Origin of the sequence: Streptomyces sp. NPDC005266 (assembly GCF_040607655.1) — a bacterium.
In the GTDB taxonomy this organism is placed as follows: Bacteria; Actinomycetota; Actinomycetes; order Streptomycetales; family Streptomycetaceae; genus Streptomyces.
Map to the genome: position 1 here is coordinate 160,362 of NZ_JBEXHC010000001.1, position 14,943 is coordinate 175,304.

At 72.5% G+C, this 14,943-nt stretch carries 14 protein-coding genes; 8 read left to right on the forward strand and 6 right to left on the reverse strand.

Annotated elements, in window-relative coordinates; translation table 11 throughout:
- Nucleotides 1-139 precede the first annotated feature (139 nt).
- The 6 genes from ABZU99_RS00705 to ABZU99_RS00730 all read left to right on the forward strand — a co-directional run bounded on the left by ABZU99_RS00705 (nucleotide 140) and on the right by ABZU99_RS00730 (nucleotide 6,379).
- Nucleotides 140-1,078, forward strand: coding sequence for a cellulose-binding protein (locus ABZU99_RS00705; RefSeq protein WP_355951139.1), 939 nt, complete (start codon nucleotides 140-142; stop codon nucleotides 1,076-1,078).
- Nucleotides 1,079-1,426: 348 nt separating this feature from the next.
- The gene (locus ABZU99_RS00710; RefSeq protein ID WP_356044369.1) at nucleotides 1,427-2,362 is read left to right on the forward strand and encodes an ABC transporter ATP-binding protein; all 936 of its coding nucleotides are present in this window, start codon (nucleotides 1,427-1,429) and stop codon (nucleotides 2,360-2,362) included.
- Nucleotides 2,363-2,364: 2 nt separating this feature from the next.
- Nucleotides 2,365-3,135, forward strand: coding sequence for an ABC transporter permease (locus ABZU99_RS00715; protein ID WP_355951133.1), 771 nt, complete (start codon nucleotides 2,365-2,367; stop codon nucleotides 3,133-3,135).
- Nucleotides 3,136-3,204: 69 nt separating this feature from the next.
- On the forward strand, nucleotides 3,205-4,080 hold the full coding sequence (locus ABZU99_RS00720) for a hypothetical protein (protein WP_356044366.1): 876 nt from the start codon (nucleotides 3,205-3,207) through the stop codon (nucleotides 4,078-4,080).
- 77 nt (nucleotides 4,081-4,157) lie between these two features.
- On the forward strand, nucleotides 4,158-5,465 hold the full coding sequence (locus ABZU99_RS00725; RefSeq protein ID WP_355951127.1) for an ATP-binding cassette domain-containing protein: 1,308 nt from the start codon (nucleotides 4,158-4,160) through the stop codon (nucleotides 5,463-5,465).
- Nucleotides 5,462-6,379: an ABC transporter permease gene (locus ABZU99_RS00730; RefSeq protein WP_355951124.1), complete on the forward strand. Its 918-nt coding sequence runs from the start codon at nucleotides 5,462-5,464 to the stop codon at nucleotides 6,377-6,379. The genes ABZU99_RS00725 and ABZU99_RS00730 overlap by 4 nt, the downstream gene beginning before the upstream one ends.
- A 13-nt stretch (nucleotides 6,380-6,392) precedes the next feature.
- On the opposite strand, the gene ABZU99_RS00735 is transcribed toward ABZU99_RS00730, so the two are convergent.
- Nucleotides 6,393-6,710, reverse strand: a complete 318-nt coding sequence (locus ABZU99_RS00735; protein ID WP_355951121.1) for an ATP/GTP-binding protein — start codon at nucleotides 6,708-6,710, stop codon at nucleotides 6,393-6,395.
- A gap of 209 nt (nucleotides 6,711-6,919) precedes the next feature.
- Here ABZU99_RS00735 and ABZU99_RS00740 point away from each other — a divergent pair, with 209 nt between their 5' ends.
- Nucleotides 6,920-7,960 carry an LLM class flavin-dependent oxidoreductase gene (locus tag ABZU99_RS00740; RefSeq protein ID WP_356044361.1) on the forward strand — a complete coding sequence of 347 codons (1,041 nt, stop codon included), beginning with the start codon at nucleotides 6,920-6,922 and terminating at the stop codon, nucleotides 7,958-7,960.
- Nucleotides 7,961-7,997: 37 nt separating this feature from the next.
- Here the strand turns inward: ABZU99_RS00740 and ABZU99_RS00745 are convergent, their stop codons facing one another.
- Complete coding sequence (locus tag ABZU99_RS00745; protein WP_355951118.1) at nucleotides 7,998-8,390, reverse strand: SCO5389 family protein; 393 nt, start codon at nucleotides 8,388-8,390, stop codon at nucleotides 7,998-8,000.
- Between the two features lie 210 nt (nucleotides 8,391-8,600).
- On the opposite strand from ABZU99_RS00745, the gene nucS reads away from it, so the two are divergent.
- Entirely contained in the window at nucleotides 8,601-9,263 is a 663-nt protein-coding gene (nucS, locus tag ABZU99_RS00750; RefSeq protein WP_355951116.1) for an endonuclease NucS, read from the forward strand.
- A gap of 879 nt (nucleotides 9,264-10,142) precedes the next feature.
- On the opposite strand, the gene ABZU99_RS00755 is transcribed toward nucS, so the two are convergent.
- The 4 genes from ABZU99_RS00755 to ABZU99_RS00770 form a co-directional block, all read right to left on the reverse strand.
- Nucleotides 10,143-12,662: an ATP-binding protein gene (locus tag ABZU99_RS00755; protein WP_356044358.1), complete on the reverse strand. Its 2,520-nt coding sequence runs from the start codon at nucleotides 12,660-12,662 to the stop codon at nucleotides 10,143-10,145.
- A gap of 188 nt (nucleotides 12,663-12,850) precedes the next feature.
- The gene (locus ABZU99_RS00760; protein ID WP_355951240.1) at nucleotides 12,851-13,174 is read right to left on the reverse strand and encodes an STAS domain-containing protein; all 324 of its coding nucleotides are present in this window, start codon (nucleotides 13,172-13,174) and stop codon (nucleotides 12,851-12,853) included.
- A 154-nt stretch (nucleotides 13,175-13,328) separates the two neighbouring features.
- Nucleotides 13,329-14,177, reverse strand: a complete 849-nt coding sequence (locus ABZU99_RS00765; RefSeq protein ID WP_355951111.1) for a 3-hydroxyacyl-CoA dehydrogenase family protein — start codon at nucleotides 14,175-14,177, stop codon at nucleotides 13,329-13,331.
- An 85-nt stretch (nucleotides 14,178-14,262) separates the two neighbouring features.
- Complete coding sequence (locus tag ABZU99_RS00770; RefSeq protein WP_356044355.1) at nucleotides 14,263-14,901, reverse strand: TetR family transcriptional regulator; 639 nt, start codon at nucleotides 14,899-14,901, stop codon at nucleotides 14,263-14,265.
- Nucleotides 14,902-14,943: the final 42 nt, after the last annotated feature.

The window sequence follows — 14,943 nt, forward strand, 5'->3', positions numbered from 1 at the left end:
GAGTGACGAGGTCTCCGTCTTACTGCCACTCAAAAGGCTGGACAATATCCAGATCAAACAGACGTTGACTCGATGACACGCCGCTTGGCCCCCTAGGATTCCCTCTATCACCTCACCGGTCTCTTTCGACAGGAACCCCATGAGCGACACTTCCTCTCCCTTCGGCTTCGAGCTCGTGCGGCGTGGGTACGACCGCGGTCAGGTGGACGACCGCATTACCAAGCTCGTCGCCGACCGTGACAGTGCACTGGCCCGTATCACCTCTCTGGAAAAGCGCATCGAGGAGCTGCACCTCGAAACGCAGAACGCTCAGGCCCAGATCAACGATTCGGAGCCGTCCTACGCTGGGCTCGGCGCCCGGGTCGAGAAGATCCTCCGTCTCGCCGAGGAGGAGGCAAAGGACCTGCGCGAGGAGGCCCGCCGGGCCGCCGAGCAGCACCGCGAGCTCGCCGAGTCGGCCGCCCAGCAGGTGCGCAACGACGCCGAGTCGTTCGCCGCCGAGCGCAAGGCGAAGGCCGAGGACGAGGGCGCGCATATCGTCGAGAAGGCGAAGAGCGAGGCCGCCACGCTGCGCCAGGAGGCGCAGAAGGACGCGCAGTCCAAGCGCGAGGAGGCGGACACCCTCTTCGAGGAGACCCGCGCCAAGGCCGCGCAGGCCGCCGCCGACTTCGAGACGAACCTGGCCAAGCGGCGCGAGCAGTCCGAGCGCGACCTCGCCTCCCGCCAGGCCAAGGCCGAGAAGCGGCTCGCGGAGATCGAGCACCGCGCGGAGCAGCTGCGCCTGGAGGCCGAGAAGCTGCGCACGGACGCCGAGCGCCGGGCCCGCCAGACGGTGGAGACCGCGCAGCGCCAGGCCGAGGACATCGTGGCCGACGCGAACGCCAAGGCGGACCGGATCCGCAGCGAGTCCGAGCGCGAGCTGGCGGCGCTCACCAACCGCCGCGACTCCATCAACGCCCAGCTGACCAACGTCCGCGAGATGCTGGCGACGCTGACCGGCGCGGCGGTGGCCGCGGCCGGCACCCCGGGCGAGGACGAGGCGGTCTCCCGCGGCGTCCCGGCCCAGCAGACCCGGTGACACTCGGTCACGACGTAGCGTACGGTGCCCCGTGCCGCGGTAAGCGGCGCGGGGCGCGCGCGTTTCTTTCTTGAGGCGGTTCTCCCCCAGCTACCGCTGGGAGGTGCCCCCGGCCGCTTGAGACGGTTCTCCCCCAGGACACGGCCTCACCCCCGGCGGTCCGGGCCCACGACGGCGCCAAGCTCGTTGACGCGCCTGATGCCGGCGAGCAGCTGAGGGCGTCGTTACCGCTGGGAGGTGCCCCCGGCCGGTAGACCCAAGCCTGCCGAGGCTCGATGGCGCCCGGCCCTTCCCTCGCGGGGCGGCGGCCCGGTGGCGGGGGGCGTGGCCCGCGCTTAGCGTGGCCGCATGATTGAGATCGAGGGGCTGACCAAGCGCTATGGCGACACGCCGGCCGTGGACGACCTCTCCTTCACCGTCCGGCCCGGTGTCGTCACCGGCTTCCTGGGCCCGAACGGCGCGGGCAAGTCCACCACCATGCGGATCGTGCTCGGCCTCGACCACCCCTCGGCCGGCCGGGTCCGCATCGACGGCAAGCACTACCGGCAGCTCACCAACCCGCTGACCCATGTCGGCGCCCTGCTCGACGCCAAGGCCGTGCACGGCGGCCGCAGCGCGTACCACCATCTGCTGTGCCTCGCGCAGAGCAACGGCCTGCCGCGCGCCCGGGTGCGCGAGGTGCTGGACATGGTCGGGCTCGGCTCCGTCGCCCGCAGGCGCTCCAAGGGCTTCTCGCTCGGCATGAGTCAGCGGCTGGGGATCGCGGCGGCGCTGCTGGGCGATCCGCGGATCCTGATGTTCGACGAGCCGGTCAACGGCCTGGACCCCGAGGGCATCCACTGGATCCGCCATCTGATGCGCGACCTGGCGGCTGAGGGCCGTACCGTCTTCGTCTCCAGCCATCTGATGAGCGAAATGGCGCTGACCGCCGACCATCTGGTGGTCATCGGGCAGGGACGGCTGCTGGCCGACACCTCGATGGCCGACTTCATCACCCGGCACTCACGGTCGTATGTGCGACTGCGCTCGCCCGAACAGGAGCGGCTGCGCCCCATCCTCACCGCGGGCGGCTTCCCCGCGGTGCCCGGTTCCGACGGCTGCGTGGAGGTGGACGGCGCGGATCCCGCGCGCCTCGGCGAGCTGCTCGCGGGGCAGGGGCTCGTCCTGCATGAGCTGAGCCGCCAGCAGGCGTCCTTGGAGGAGGCGTTCATGCGGCTCACGGCGGGTGCGGTGGAGTACGAGGCGCGCCCGGACGCCGCCGAACCCGTTGCGAAGGGGGCCTGAGAATGGCCGTGGTGACGCGGGTGCTGCGCTCGGAGTGGACCAAGATCCGCTCGGTGCGCTCGACCCTGTGGGCGCTGGGCGTGGCCATGGCGGTCACGGTGGCGATCGGGGCGCTGATCAGCGCACTGGTCCGGCATGACTACGCCACCCTGTCGGCCCAGGACAAACGCGCGTTCGACCCGACCTTCGTCAGCTTCGCCGGCGCCGGTCTCGGCCAGCTCGCGATGATCGTCTTCGGCGTGCTGGCGGTCTCCGGGGAGTACAGCACCGGAATGATCCGCACCTCGCTGGCCGCTGTTCCGCGCCGCGGCGTCCTCCTCTTGTGCAAGATCACGGTGGCGACGCTGGTCGCGCTGGTCGTGGGGATGGCGACCAGCTGCGCCGCCTTCGCCACCGGCCAGCTGATGCTGGGCCGGTACGGCGCGTCGCCGGGCGACCCGGGCGTGCTGCGCGCGGTCGTCGGCGGAGGGCTCTACATGACCCTCATCACCGTCTTCTCCATGGCCGTCGCCACGATGCTGCGCGGCCCGATGCTGTCGCTGGGCGTGCTGATGCCGTTCTTCTTCCTGGTCTCCAACATCCTCGCCAATGTGTCGGTGACGCGTCGGTTCGGCGCCTACCTCCCGGACCAGGCGGGCCAGAAGATCATGCGCGTGGTCACCCCGGAGGATCCGCCGCCCTACGGCCCGTGGGGCGGCTTCGGGATCATGGCACTGTGGGTTGCCGTGGCGTTGACGGCCGGCTATCTGCTGCTGAAGCGCCGCGACGCGTAGCCCAGTCGGGGTCCGGGCGGACGGAGCCCCTGGTTTCGGGAAGACGCGGGGTGGGGGAAGATCACCACCGTGGACCGCAGCCTCTCCGCCCTCGGGTTCGCCGACGTGCCCGCCCTCCGGCCCCTCACCTACCCCGGCCGCCCGGTCACCGTGCCCACCCTGCTCATCGGCGGCGAACTGTGGGACCTGGAGCCCGCCCCGGGCGGCCGCCTCGGCACCTGGCCCGCCGGCGGGCCGTCCCGCGAACCCCTCGACGCCCTGCTGGCGCGGCTCGGCGAGGCGTCCACCGGGGAGCGCCATCCCGTCATCGCGGTCGGCTCCAACGCCTCGCCCGCCCAGCTTCACCACAAGCTGACCCGCCCGGACCGCCCGGCCGTCGTCCCCATGATCCCGGTGGAGGTGGAGGGCATCGCGGTCGGCTGCTCCGCGCACATCGGACGGTACGGATACGTCGCCTCCGCCCCCCACACGGCCCCGGCCACCCGCACCCCGCTCGTCGTCAGCTGGCTGGACGCGGACCAGTTGCGGGCCGTGGACGCCACCGAGCACCCCAACTACCGGCGCGCCCTGCTGCCCGGCGCGGACTTCCCGATGACCTTGCCGTCCGGTGAGCGGCTCGGCGGCGGATATCTCTACGTCGGAGTGTGCGGAGTGCTGCTGTCCCCCGGCACGACCGCGACCCCGCTCCCCGGCGGCGGCGACCAGAGCGCGCTGTTGGCCGGGCTGCTCGCCGCCTCCTCGCGGCTGCGCACCCTCCTCGGCCCGGACCCGCACACCTGGGTCACCCGGGCGAGCGCCGACCCGACGATCCGGAAGGAGGCCACCCAGGTCTTCCAGGACGAGGGCTGGGCGCTGCCGCAGCCCGCGTTCCTGCGCTATCTGGAGGACGAGACCACCTGGCCCGCGGAGCCCCGTGGTTACGAGTTGCTCTCGGGCCTCCGGTAAGGGAACCGTCAACGCCCCGTTAAGCTCCTAAGTCTCACCGGGGGCCAGCGCCCCGAACATTGCGCGAGGGGCGGGAAATGATCGAGGCAGTCGGCCTGACAAAGCGCTACGGCGCAAAGACGGCCGTGTACAACCTGTCGTTCCAGGTGCGGCCGGGCGCCGTGACCGGCTTTCTGGGGCCCAACGGATCCGGCAAGTCGACGACGATGCGCATGATCCTGGGGCTCGACGAGCCCACGGCCGGCCATGTCACGGTCGGTGGCTACCCCTTCCGCAAGCTGCCCAACGCCCCGCGCCAGGTGGGCGCGCTCCTCGACGCCAAGGCCGTGCACGGCGGGCGCAGCGCGCGGCAGCATCTGCTCTGCCTCGCCCAACTGTCCGGCATTCCGGCCCGCCGGGTCGACGAGGTGCTGGGCGTGGTAGGGCTGCAGAACGTCGCCGGCAAGCGGTCCAAGGGGTTCTCGCTCGGCATGGGGCAGCGCCTGGGCATCGCGGCGGCGCTGCTCGGCGATCCGCAGGTGCTGCTCTTCGACGAGCCCGTCAACGGCCTGGACCCCGAGGGCATCCTGTGGGTCCGTAACCTGATGAAGCAGCTGGCCTCCGAAGGCCGCACCGTCTTCGTCTCCAGCCACCTGATGAGCGAGATGGCGCTCACCGCCGACCATCTGATCGTGATCGGGCGCGGCCAGCTGCTCGCCGACATGAGCGTCCGGGACTTCATCTCCTACAACTCGGCGGACTTCGCACGCGTCCGCACCCCCGAGGGCGACCCCGGCCAGCGCGAGAAGCTGACCGCCGCGCTGAGCGAGGCGGGTGGCCAGGTGCTGCCGGAGCAGGACGGCGCCCTGCGGGTGACCGGGCTGCCGTTGCCGCGCATCAGCGATCTGGCGCATGGGGCGGACGTCCGGCTGTGGGAGCTCTCCCCGCACCAGGCGTCACTCGAAGAGGCCTACATGCGGATGACGCAGGGCGCGGTCGACTACCGCTCCACCGCCGATCAGCGGGCCGGGCTGCAGCAGCCGGTCCCCGTCCCCCGGATGGGACCGCAGGGCGGACCGGGCGGACCGGGCGGACCGTACGGATACGGCCCGGCGATCCCGGGACAGCCCGCGGGCCCCGTGGGCCATCCGCCGGGGACCGTGCTGCCCGGGTACGCCGAGCCGCCGGCCGCGCCGCAGGGCAGCGCCCCGCCCGCGCCGCAGGGCGCCCCGGCCGCACCGGCGACGCCGCCCGCCGCTCCCCCGGCCGCACCGGCGACGCCGCCCGCCGCTCCCCCGGCCGCTCCGGCCGCCCCCGCGACTCAGGCCCCGGCCGCGGCGCCCCAGCCGCCCGCCGCTCCCGCCCCCGCCGATCTCACCAAGCGCGACAGCGAGGACGCCCGATGACGACCCCCTACCAGCAGCACTCCCAGGCGCCCGTCCCGCCGCAGGGTCCTCCGCAGGCGCCCCATCAGGCACCGCCGCACCCCGCGGCCGGGGCCTTGTCCCAGCCGTACGCCTCCATGGGCGCGTACACCTCGCCGATCCCGATCCGGCGCACCCATCTCGGGAACGCCATCGCCTCCGAGTGGACCAAGATCAAGTCGGTGCGCTCGACGATGTGGACGCTGGGCGTCATGGTCGCCGTGGTGATCGGGGTCGGGCTGCTGGTGTCGGCGACCACCAGCGACACCGACTACACCATCATCCCCACCACCTCCCTCCCCGGGTTCATGGGCACCCTGCTCGGCCAGCTGTGCATCGTCACGCTCGGCGTGCTGGTGATCTCCTCCGAGTACGGCACCGGGATGATCCGCACCACCTTCACCGCCTCGCCGGCCCGCTCGCGGGTCCTCACCGCCAAGGCGCTCGTCTTCTTCACGGTCTCGTTCGTCACCACGACCGTCACGCTCGCCCTCGTGGCCTTCGCCACCACGGGAATGCACAGCGGGGCGGGCATCATGGAGCCGACGGACAGCCAGATGATGGGCGCGACCCTCGGGGTCGGGCTGTATGTCTCGCTGCTCGGGCTGCTGTCCCTCGCGGTCGGCTCCATGCTGCGGCACTCCGCCGGTGCGATCACCACCATGCTGGGTGTGGTGCTGCTGCCCGCGATCCTCCCGGGCTTCCTGATGATGTCGGACAGCCTGGCGGACCTGGGCACGACGATGCAGAAGTACTCCTCCCCGTTCGCGCTGGCCGCGCTCTTCCAGGTCGACGAGGCGGTGGGGACCGGCGGGCCGCAGCTGATGGCGCTGTCCGGGGTCACCTTGGCGGCGTTCGTCGCGGCCTACGCGCTGCTCGAGAAGCGCGACGTCTAGCGTCTGGCAGCGATCAGTACCGCGGCGCGCTACGGGACCGCTGGAGCTTGGCGCTCCGGCGGTCCCGTGCGTTCCAGCACGCCTTGTGCCAGTGGCGGCGGTCGTCCGCGCCCGTGTGCTGCTGCCAGGCGACCACATGCGGCAAGCCCGGCGGGATCTCCTGGTCGCAGCCGGGGCAACGGTAGTGCTTGGCGGCGGACCCGCCGCCCACCTGGCGCACCACCCACTCCTCGCCCTGCCAGCTCTGAGTGGTCTCCAGCCCATAGCGGTCAGCGCCGTCGTGGCCGACGGGCTTTTCGCCGCCTCGTGGGCGGTTTCGGCGTGGAGACACGGGGCACCTCGACAAAGCTGGGGGCTACTGGCTGTGACCAGCGTACGCGTTAGGGTCACGGACCCGGAAAGCCGTCTTCCACAAGCACGCTGTGATCATCATGAAAACTTCTTGCCAGGCCGTGCCTATGGCACGTGTCAGACGTTAATGCCTCCGAGGAGGGGTGCCCACGAGCCGGCGAATGAGCCGTGACAAGGAGGCAGATGGCGATGGATGTGGGGGCTTTCATCCTGGCCGCCCAATTCCCCGGCCAGGGACAGGAGGAAGCACTGCACCGGGCGGTGCGGTCCGCCGAACTCTCCGAGGAGGCCGGGCTGGACGCGGTCTGGCTCGCCGAACACCACTTCGTGCCCTACGGCGTCTGCCCGTCCGCGGTCACGCTCGCCGCGCTCCTGCTCGGCCGTACCCGTTCCATAGGCGTGGGTACGGCGGTGAGCGTACTGCCGACCGCGCATCCCGTCGCCCTGGGTGAGCAGGCCGCACTGCTCCATCTCGTCTCCGGCGGCCGGTTCACGCTGGGGGTCGGCCGAGGCGGGCCCTGGGTGGATCTGGAGGTCTTCGGCGCGGGCCTGCGGGCATACGAGCACGGCTTCCCCGAGTCGCTCGATCTGCTGCTGCGCTGGCTCCGCGAGCCCCGGGTGGGGGCGGACGGAGAGCGGTTCGCCTTCCGTGAGGTCCCGGTCGTCCCGCGCTCCGAGGACACCCTCGGCGGGCGGGCCGGAAGCACCCCACCGGTGATCGTCGCCTGCACCTCCCCCGGCAGCGTCCGGCTCGCCGCCGAGCGGGGGCTGCCCATGCTGCTCGGTATGCACTGCGGGGACGAGGAGAAGGCGGAGGCGGTCGGCCTGTGGCGGAAGTCCGCGCTCGCGGCGGGCCGTTCACCCGACGAGGTCGCGGCGGTGGCGGCGGAGCACGTCTCGGCCGGAGTGGTGCAGATCGCGGACGCGCGGCCCATGGCCGCGGAGACCCTCACCAAGGCGATGCCCGGCTGGTTACGGCAGGGCCTCGGCGCCCATGTGACAGTCGACGGGCGGCAGCGCCTGATGCGTGACCCGGTCGCGTACGTGGAGCTGCTGTGCGAACTGCACCCCGTGGGGCCGCCCCGGCTGTGCGCCGACCGGCTCGCGGCGACCGCCGAGCGCACCGGCATCAGCCGGTTCGCGCTGCTGGTCGAGGGGTCGGGCGATCTCGCGGCCACGGAGGAGAATGTGCGCCGACTCGGGGGTGAGGTGCTGCCGCTCCTGCACTGATACACCTCCCGCTGGGGGAGCGGCAGCGGACACCGCGTCAGCAGTCGCGGAGTTCGGGTGACTGGTTCAGCAGCTGTCCCCGGACCGAGGTGAAGCGGGCCAGGCGTTCGTCCGCCGACGCGTCCAGCGGGAAGACCGCGACCCGGTGGCAGTTCTGGAAGGCCAGCCGCACCCCGAAGTGGCGCTGCAGCGCACCGCGTATCGCGTCACTCGCCAGCGCACGCAGAAGTTGCCCGCGTGCCTGCTCGTCCGGCGGCGGCGTCTGGTTGTCGGCGAACTCGCCGCCGTCCACCTTCAGCTGGGCCACCAGCGAGCTGATCATCTCCCATGCGTAGGGTAGGGAGTTCCTGACGCAGTCGACGAAGTCGGCTTCGTCGACCTCGCCTCGCTCGGCCTGTTCGAGCAGGGCCGGTGAGACGTCGAGCGACATGGGTTCTCCTCTCGCGACCCCAGGAGCGGGTCTCAGGGATGGGAAGGGCAGACGGCGACGCAGCGTACCCGTCCGGCGACCGCCCGCTTCAACGGTAATTCGGCCACTGTGCCCGCACCAGGAGAGTGGGCACACAACCAGCCACCGCCGGAGGGGCCCATCGCCGGACGAATCGCGTGGAGCGGCGGTGGTCGAGTAGCGTTGCCGACCATGCGTCTCGTCATCGCCCGGTGCTCCGTGGACTACGCCGGCCGCCTCACGGCCCACCTCCCCTCGGCACCCCGCCTGATCCTCGTCAAAGCCGACGGAAGCGTGTCCATCCACGCGGACGACAGGGCCTACAAACCCCTCAACTGGATGTCTCCGCCGTGCACGCTCAAAGAAGGCGATGACGATGTGTGGACGGTCGTGAACAAGGCGGGCGAGAAGCTCATCATCACCATGGAGGAGGTCCTCCACGACTCCTCCCACGAACTCGGCGTCGACCCCGGACTGATCAAGGACGGCGTCGAGGCCCACCTGCAGGAGCTGCTCGCCGATCGTATCGAGACACTTGGCGATGGCTGGACGCTTATTCGGCGTGAATACCCCACTGCCATTGGCCCCGTGGACATTCTCTGCCGGGACGCGGACGGGGCGACGGTCGCCGTCGAGATCAAGCGGCGCGGCGAAATCGACGGCGTCGAGCAGCTCACGCGCTATCTGGAGCTCCTCAACCGGGACCCGCGCCTCGCTCCGGTGAAGGGCATCTTCGCGGCCCAGGAAATCAAGCCCCAGGCCCGGGTGCTGGCCACCGACCGGGGCATCGGGTGTGTGGTCCTGGACTACGACGCGCTGCGGGGCATCGAGGACGACAAGCTCCGCCTCTTCTAACGACCCCGGCGCCTCTTCTGACGACCCCGGCCGGGCCACCGGTCTCCGCGCCCCGGGCCAGGCCCAACGGCCCGGCACCCCCACACTGCGTCGCCCCCCGCCGAGCGGGCGGAGGCGCGGCGCCCCGCGGAGCGGGCGGAGGCGCGGCGCCCCGCTGCGTCTAGCCCCGCCGTAGTGCGGCGCCCCGGCCGCGCCACCGGACGACCACATCCCGCCACCTGGACCCACCCGACCCCGGCGCGAATCACTCACGCCGGTCCGCCGCCGGGGCGGGGCGGGAAAAGGCCCGGCGCATCCGCCCACGCGAGCCGCGCCGTCGCTGCCCGACATGCACGGCCGTCCCACCAACATCGGGCATGCACGCCCCGCGCATCGGCTTCCCCCCGCCCCGCCCCGCCGTGGCGGGAAGGGTGACCCGGGCGGACCCGGGTCGGCGACCGCGACGTGCGGGCCCCCGCGTTGCGACGGCCCCACGCGCGGACACGCGCGCCCCGGCCACCGCGCTGCGCGCGATTCCGCAGGAGACGGCCCCACGCGCGGACACGCGCACCCGCGTACCGGCGCCCCGGCCCGGCCCCGACGGGCGCGGCCGGTTTCGCACCGGCGGACCTCGCCGTCCAGCGCGCCCCGCCACCCGGGCGCGGCAGGGTGACCCTCGCGGACCCCGATCGGCGACCGCGTCCCGCGCCGCGCGGTACGCGACCGCGCCGTTGTCCTGCCGCCGTAGGCACGCGCGCCCCGCGCAACAGTTTCCCCAGGGCCGGTGAGGTGCGCCGGGCGGCGCGGCCGGATTCGCGTCGCCGGACCTCGCCGTCCAGCTCCCCGCCGCCAAGGCGGAGGGCTGGTCAGCCGCCTTCCGTGGGACGCGAGTGCCGAGTGCTACGTCGAGACCACCGTCGTGGAGGCGGAAGCCGTATCCGTGGCGGGAGCGCTGGCCGTGGTGGAGGTGCCGCTCGTGGGCGTGGTGGTGGGCGGCGTCGTCGGGGGCGTGGTGGGGGGCTTCGGCGTCGGGGTCGGCTTCCCGGTCGGCTTCGGCGGACGGGACGTCGGCGTACCGGGCGAAGACGGCGGCTTGGTCGTGGACGGCGACGGCTTGTCCGACGTCGCCGGGCCGCTGCTCGTCGACGTCGGGTCGTCCGGGCTCTTCGAGCCGCTGGGGGCGCCGGTGTTCGGGGTCGTCGGGGAGGTGGACGACCGCGGGACGCCGCTGAGGCCCGGTTGGGGGGCGTCGCTGGGGCCGCTCGTCGGATCGTCGGCGGTCAGGCCCTTGTCGTCCTCCTGCCGGGAGGTCGACTGGCCGGGCTTGACCTTGTCGGAGGAGGGGCCGCCGGGGTCGTCGCCCGAGGTGACGCCGAGGGTCACCACGGTGCCGAGGACGGCCACCAGAAGCGCGCCGGCGGCCGCCGCCACCGCGTTGCGCCGGGCACCGCTCAGCGACGTGAGCGACTTCAGCGACAGTCCGCGCGGGCTCTTCGGCCCCTGCCCGAGGGCGCCGGCGCCGGTGGGGGCGCCCGAAGGGGCGCTCGGGCCGGCGAGCGCCGTGCCGAGGCCGGGTATCGGGGTCGTGCTCTCCACCCTCGAGGTGACGAGCGTCGTCTCCGTGGCGCCCGGCACGACGCCCGGCCCCGAAGCCCGCTCATCGCGCCGCGCGGCCGGGGGCTCCTCCCCCGCCGCCGTACGGCCGCCGCCGCTCACCCCGAACGCACCCGACATGGCCGGGCCGGCCGCGCGGTCGGAGACGAGGGCGAGGGCGCGTCGGCCCGCGACCGTGCCGCGCTTGTCGGCGAGGACGCCGCGCAGTCCGATGGATGCCTCGAGCTCGGCGCGGGCCCGGTCCAGATTGCCGGTGCACAAGGCGAGGACGCCCAGTTCGTGGTGGAAGTACGCCTCGTCGGCGACCTGTCCGGCCAGCCGCGCCGCCTCCTGCCCGTGGCGTACGGCCCGCTCCCACGCGCCCCAGTGGAGTCCGGCGGCGAAGGCGGGCGCGGCGGCGCGGGCGAGGAGCACGGCGGTGTCGGCGTGGGCGGCCTCACGGCCGGCGACGAGGGCGGTCATCGCGGCGAGGATCGCGTCGGCCTCGGCGACCACGCGCTCGGGGGCCACCGAGGGGTGGCCGGCCCACCAGACGTAGTGCTGGGCGACGGCGTGGGCGCGCCCGGCGCTCTCGTCCCCGTAGCCCTCCTCCGCGAGGTGCGCCGCCACTCCGGCCGCCAGCCGGTAGTGCGAGCCGACGGCGGTGACGAGGCCGCAGCCGAGCAGCTCGCCGAGCGCCGCGTCCGCGTGGGTGTCCCCGGCGAGTGCGGGCAGATGGGCCTGGTGCGGGCATTCGCCGCCGAGCGCGACCGCGAACCGCAGGGCGCCGCGGGCCGCTTCGCCCAGCCGCCGGGCGAGCAGCGCGGCGGGGGCGGCCGCCTCGGCGAGCGAGGGCAGCGGCACCTCGCCGGTGGGGCCGGTGGCGTCCTCGCGTAGCGCGTCCCGCTGCCGCAGCAGCGCGCCCGCCTGGACGAAGCGCAGCGGCAGGCCCTCGGATTCGAACGACAGATCCGCGGCCCAGCTCGCCTCGTCCTCCGTCAGGGGGCGCCGTACGGCCCGCTCCAGCAGTTCCAGACCGGCCGTGCGGGAGAGGCCGGAGAGGAAGACCTCTTCGAGGTGGGAGTCGGCGGAGGGCGCCGGGACGTCGGGGGTGGCGGAGATCAGGAAGGCGCATTCGGGGGTGGCGTCGAGGAACTCGTCGAGCGCGGTGCCGCCGAACTCGAGGTCGTCGAGGACGACGACCGCGCCGATCTCCTGGACCGCCTCCAGCAGTTCGGCCCGGTCGGGCCGGTGGAGCGGTGCGTCAAAGACGGCGGCGTACAGGTCGTGGAGGAGGTCGGTGGGGGTGCGGTGGTAGCCGGAGAGCCGTACGACGCCGTCGGGCGCGAGCCGCTCGCAGTCGGCGGCGACGGCCTCCAGCAGTACGCTGCGCCCCGCGCCGGAGGGCCCGGTGACCCGTACCGAGCGGCCGCGGGCGAGCAGTCGGGCCAGCCGCTCCCGGTCCTCGTCGCGCTCCAGCATGGGCAGCTCGGGCACGACGGTGCCGGACGGGCGGGGCGCGGCGGCGGCGCGGCGCAGTTCGGCGCGCTCTTCGGGGCCGTGGCGCTCGGGCCGGGCGGGGCGCTCCCCGGGCGGGCAGGGTTCTATCTCGCTGCCGTCGACGGGGTTGATCGTCAGGAGATGGTCACCGGCGACGATCCGGGCGGTGCGGGCGGGCCCGGACCGCGGATCACCGTCGGGGGGCGCGAGCGGATCCAGCGCGGGCCGCGGCGGCTGCGAGGACCGCGACCCGGATGCCTCATCGGCGGGACGAGGGCTCGCGTCGTCGTGACCGTACTCCTCCGGTCCCCGGTCCTGCTGCTCCATGGCCCTTGACCCCCCAGGTGCGTGGCGTGCTGTATGGCTCCCCGGCCTCTCCGCGCTTCCGGTCCGGTGCCGCCGTAGGGATATGTCCGGCCGCGCACCGGACTCCAGATCTCGACACAGTATCCACTGCCCCCGGGCGGGGGCGCGCCACCCCGGTGTCCTGCTCCGGTCCCCAGGGAGGTACGGGCTCAGACCCGGGGCAGTGACTCCGCTTCGAGCCCGCCTTCGATGGCCAGGATGCGGTGCAGCCGGGTGGCCACCAGCAGCCGCTGCATCTGCGGTGGCACTCCGCGCAGTACGAGCCGCCGGCCGGCCCGGCCCGCCCGGCGGTGCGCCCCCATGATCACCCCGAGTCCGGTGGCGTCCCAGGAGTCGAGCTCGGTGAGGTCGAGTACGAGATCCCCGCCGCCGGCGTCGACGGCGGTGTGCAGGGCCGTACGGGCGTCCGCCGCGCTTCGGACGTCCAGTCGGCCCCCGACGACCAGCTCGGCGTGGTCGCCCTTGATGTGCATATGCGCTCCCCTGCGGTGCGTCGGTGTCGTCAATGCGCCATTCTGTCTACAGAACTGACTGTCTCTCACGCGGCGAAGTTGCCGCTTGTAAGCGAACCGATACCGAATTCACCCGCGAGGGTGAGCTTGTGGGCCTGGCGCGGCGCCGGAGCCCTCAGTAGCGGTAGAAGCCCGTGCCGCTCTTGCGGCCGATGTCACCCGCGTCGACCATTCGACGCATGATCTCCGGCGGCGCGAACTTCTCGTCCTGAGACTCGGTGTAGATGTTGTCGGTGGCGTGCAGCAGGATGTCCACGCCGGTCAGGTCCGCCGTCGCGAGGGGCCCCATCGCATGGCCGAAGCCCAGCCTGCAGGCGGTGTCGATGTCCTCGGCGGTGGCGACCCCGGACTCGTACAGCTTCGTCGCCTCCACGACGAGTGCCGAGATGAGCCGGGTGGTGACGAAGCCCGCGACGTCGCGGTTGACGACGATACAGGTCTTGCCGATGCCCTCCGCGAACTCCCGGGCCGCGGCCAGCGTTTCATCGCTGGTCTTGTAGCCGCGGACGAGCTCGCACAGCTGCATCATCGGGACGGGCGAGAAGAAGTGCGTGCCGACGACCTTCTCGGGACGCTGGGTGGCCGACGCGATCTTGGTGATCGGGATCGCGGAGGTGTTGGAGGCGAGGATCGCGTCGTCCTTCACCAGCCCGTCGAGGGTACGGAAGATCTCCCGCTTGACCTCGATCTTCTCGAAGACGGCCTCCACCACGACATCCGCGTCGGCGACGGCGTCGAGGTCGGTGGTGGTGGCGATGCGCTTCAGCGCCCGCTCGGCGTCCTCCGCCGCCAGCTTGCCCTTGGCCACGAACTTCTCGTACGAGGCCCGGATTCCGTCCGTGCCGCGCCGCAGCGCATCGTCGGTCACATCGCGCAGGATGACGTCCCAGCCCGCCTGGGCCGACACCTGCGCGATACCGGACCCCATGAGTCCGGCTCCGATGACCGCGAGCTTCTTGGCCACGACACACACCCTTCGAAATGGCGAGACGTTGATGTGCCGGACCTTAACGCCCGTTCACCCCTCCCGGCAGCCCCCACAAGGCGCGTCACGGTGTGTTCTTCACCGCATAATTGAGCGTTCGCTCTCCCAGCAGTGACTTGACCACCTCCAGCCTCTGGAGCACCTGCCGTGCCACGTCCACGGGGTCGCCGCCGGCCGCGACGAGCCGCTGCACGCTGTTGAACGTCACGCTGTTCACCCAGGAGAGCTGGCTGGCGATCAGCACCGGCTCGGGGTCGTCGGGCGCGGCGCCGGTCTCCCCGCTCAGGGTGTCGGCGACGGCGCGACAGGTCAGCTCGTGCATGGTCATGACCCGGACGGTCAGGGCCTGGGAGTTCTGGATGACCGCCATGAACCTGGCGAACTCGGGGTTGAGCGCCTCATATCGCCCCTCCTCGATGGAGGTGCGCAGCTCGCACAGGACGGCCTCGGCCGCGGACTTCCCCGGCGGGCGCTCCGCGATGACCCGCGGCAGCCGGCCGACCATCTCCTCCTGCCGGTCGAAGAAGAGATCCTCCTTGGCCGGGAAGTAGTTGTAGACCGTGTTGACGGACACCTCGGCCGCCTCGGCGATCTCGGCGATGGTGACCGCCTCGAAGCCGCGCTCCAGGAACAGCCCGGTCGCCACATCCGAGATGTGCTGCCTGGTCTGCCGCTTCTTCCGCTCCCTGAGTCCCTCTGCCATACCTCACATCGTAACTTCGGTGGGTCCAATGAAATTTTGGGG

Excerpts from the sequence above, each read along its gene's own strand:
- ABZU99_RS00740 (WP_356044361.1), top strand. The coding sequence starts at position 6,920 with ATGGATGTGGGGGCTTTCATCCTGGCCGCCCAATTCCCCGGCCAGGGA.
- ABZU99_RS00705 (WP_355951139.1), top strand. The coding sequence starts at position 140 with ATGAGCGACACTTCCTCTCCCTTCGGCTTCGAGCTCGTGCGGCGTGGG.
- ABZU99_RS00725 (WP_355951127.1), top strand. The coding sequence starts at position 4,158 with ATGATCGAGGCAGTCGGCCTGACAAAGCGCTACGGCGCAAAGACGGCC.
- ABZU99_RS00760 (WP_355951240.1), bottom strand. The coding sequence starts at position 13,174 with ATGCACATCAAGGGCGACCACGCCGAGCTGGTCGTCGGGGGCCGACTG.
- ABZU99_RS00745 (WP_355951118.1), bottom strand. The coding sequence starts at position 8,390 with ATGTCGCTCGACGTCTCACCGGCCCTGCTCGAACAGGCCGAGCGAGGC.
- ABZU99_RS00730 (WP_355951124.1), top strand. The coding sequence starts at position 5,462 with ATGACGACCCCCTACCAGCAGCACTCCCAGGCGCCCGTCCCGCCGCAG.
- ABZU99_RS00715 (WP_355951133.1), top strand. The coding sequence starts at position 2,365 with ATGGCCGTGGTGACGCGGGTGCTGCGCTCGGAGTGGACCAAGATCCGC.
- ABZU99_RS00755 (WP_356044358.1), bottom strand. The coding sequence starts at position 12,662 with ATGGAGCAGCAGGACCGGGGACCGGAGGAGTACGGTCACGACGACGCG.
- ABZU99_RS00710 (WP_356044369.1), top strand. The coding sequence starts at position 1,427 with ATGATTGAGATCGAGGGGCTGACCAAGCGCTATGGCGACACGCCGGCC.
- nucS (WP_355951116.1), top strand. The coding sequence starts at position 8,601 with ATGCGTCTCGTCATCGCCCGGTGCTCCGTGGACTACGCCGGCCGCCTC.
- ABZU99_RS00770 (WP_356044355.1), bottom strand. The coding sequence starts at position 14,901 with ATGGCAGAGGGACTCAGGGAGCGGAAGAAGCGGCAGACCAGGCAGCAC.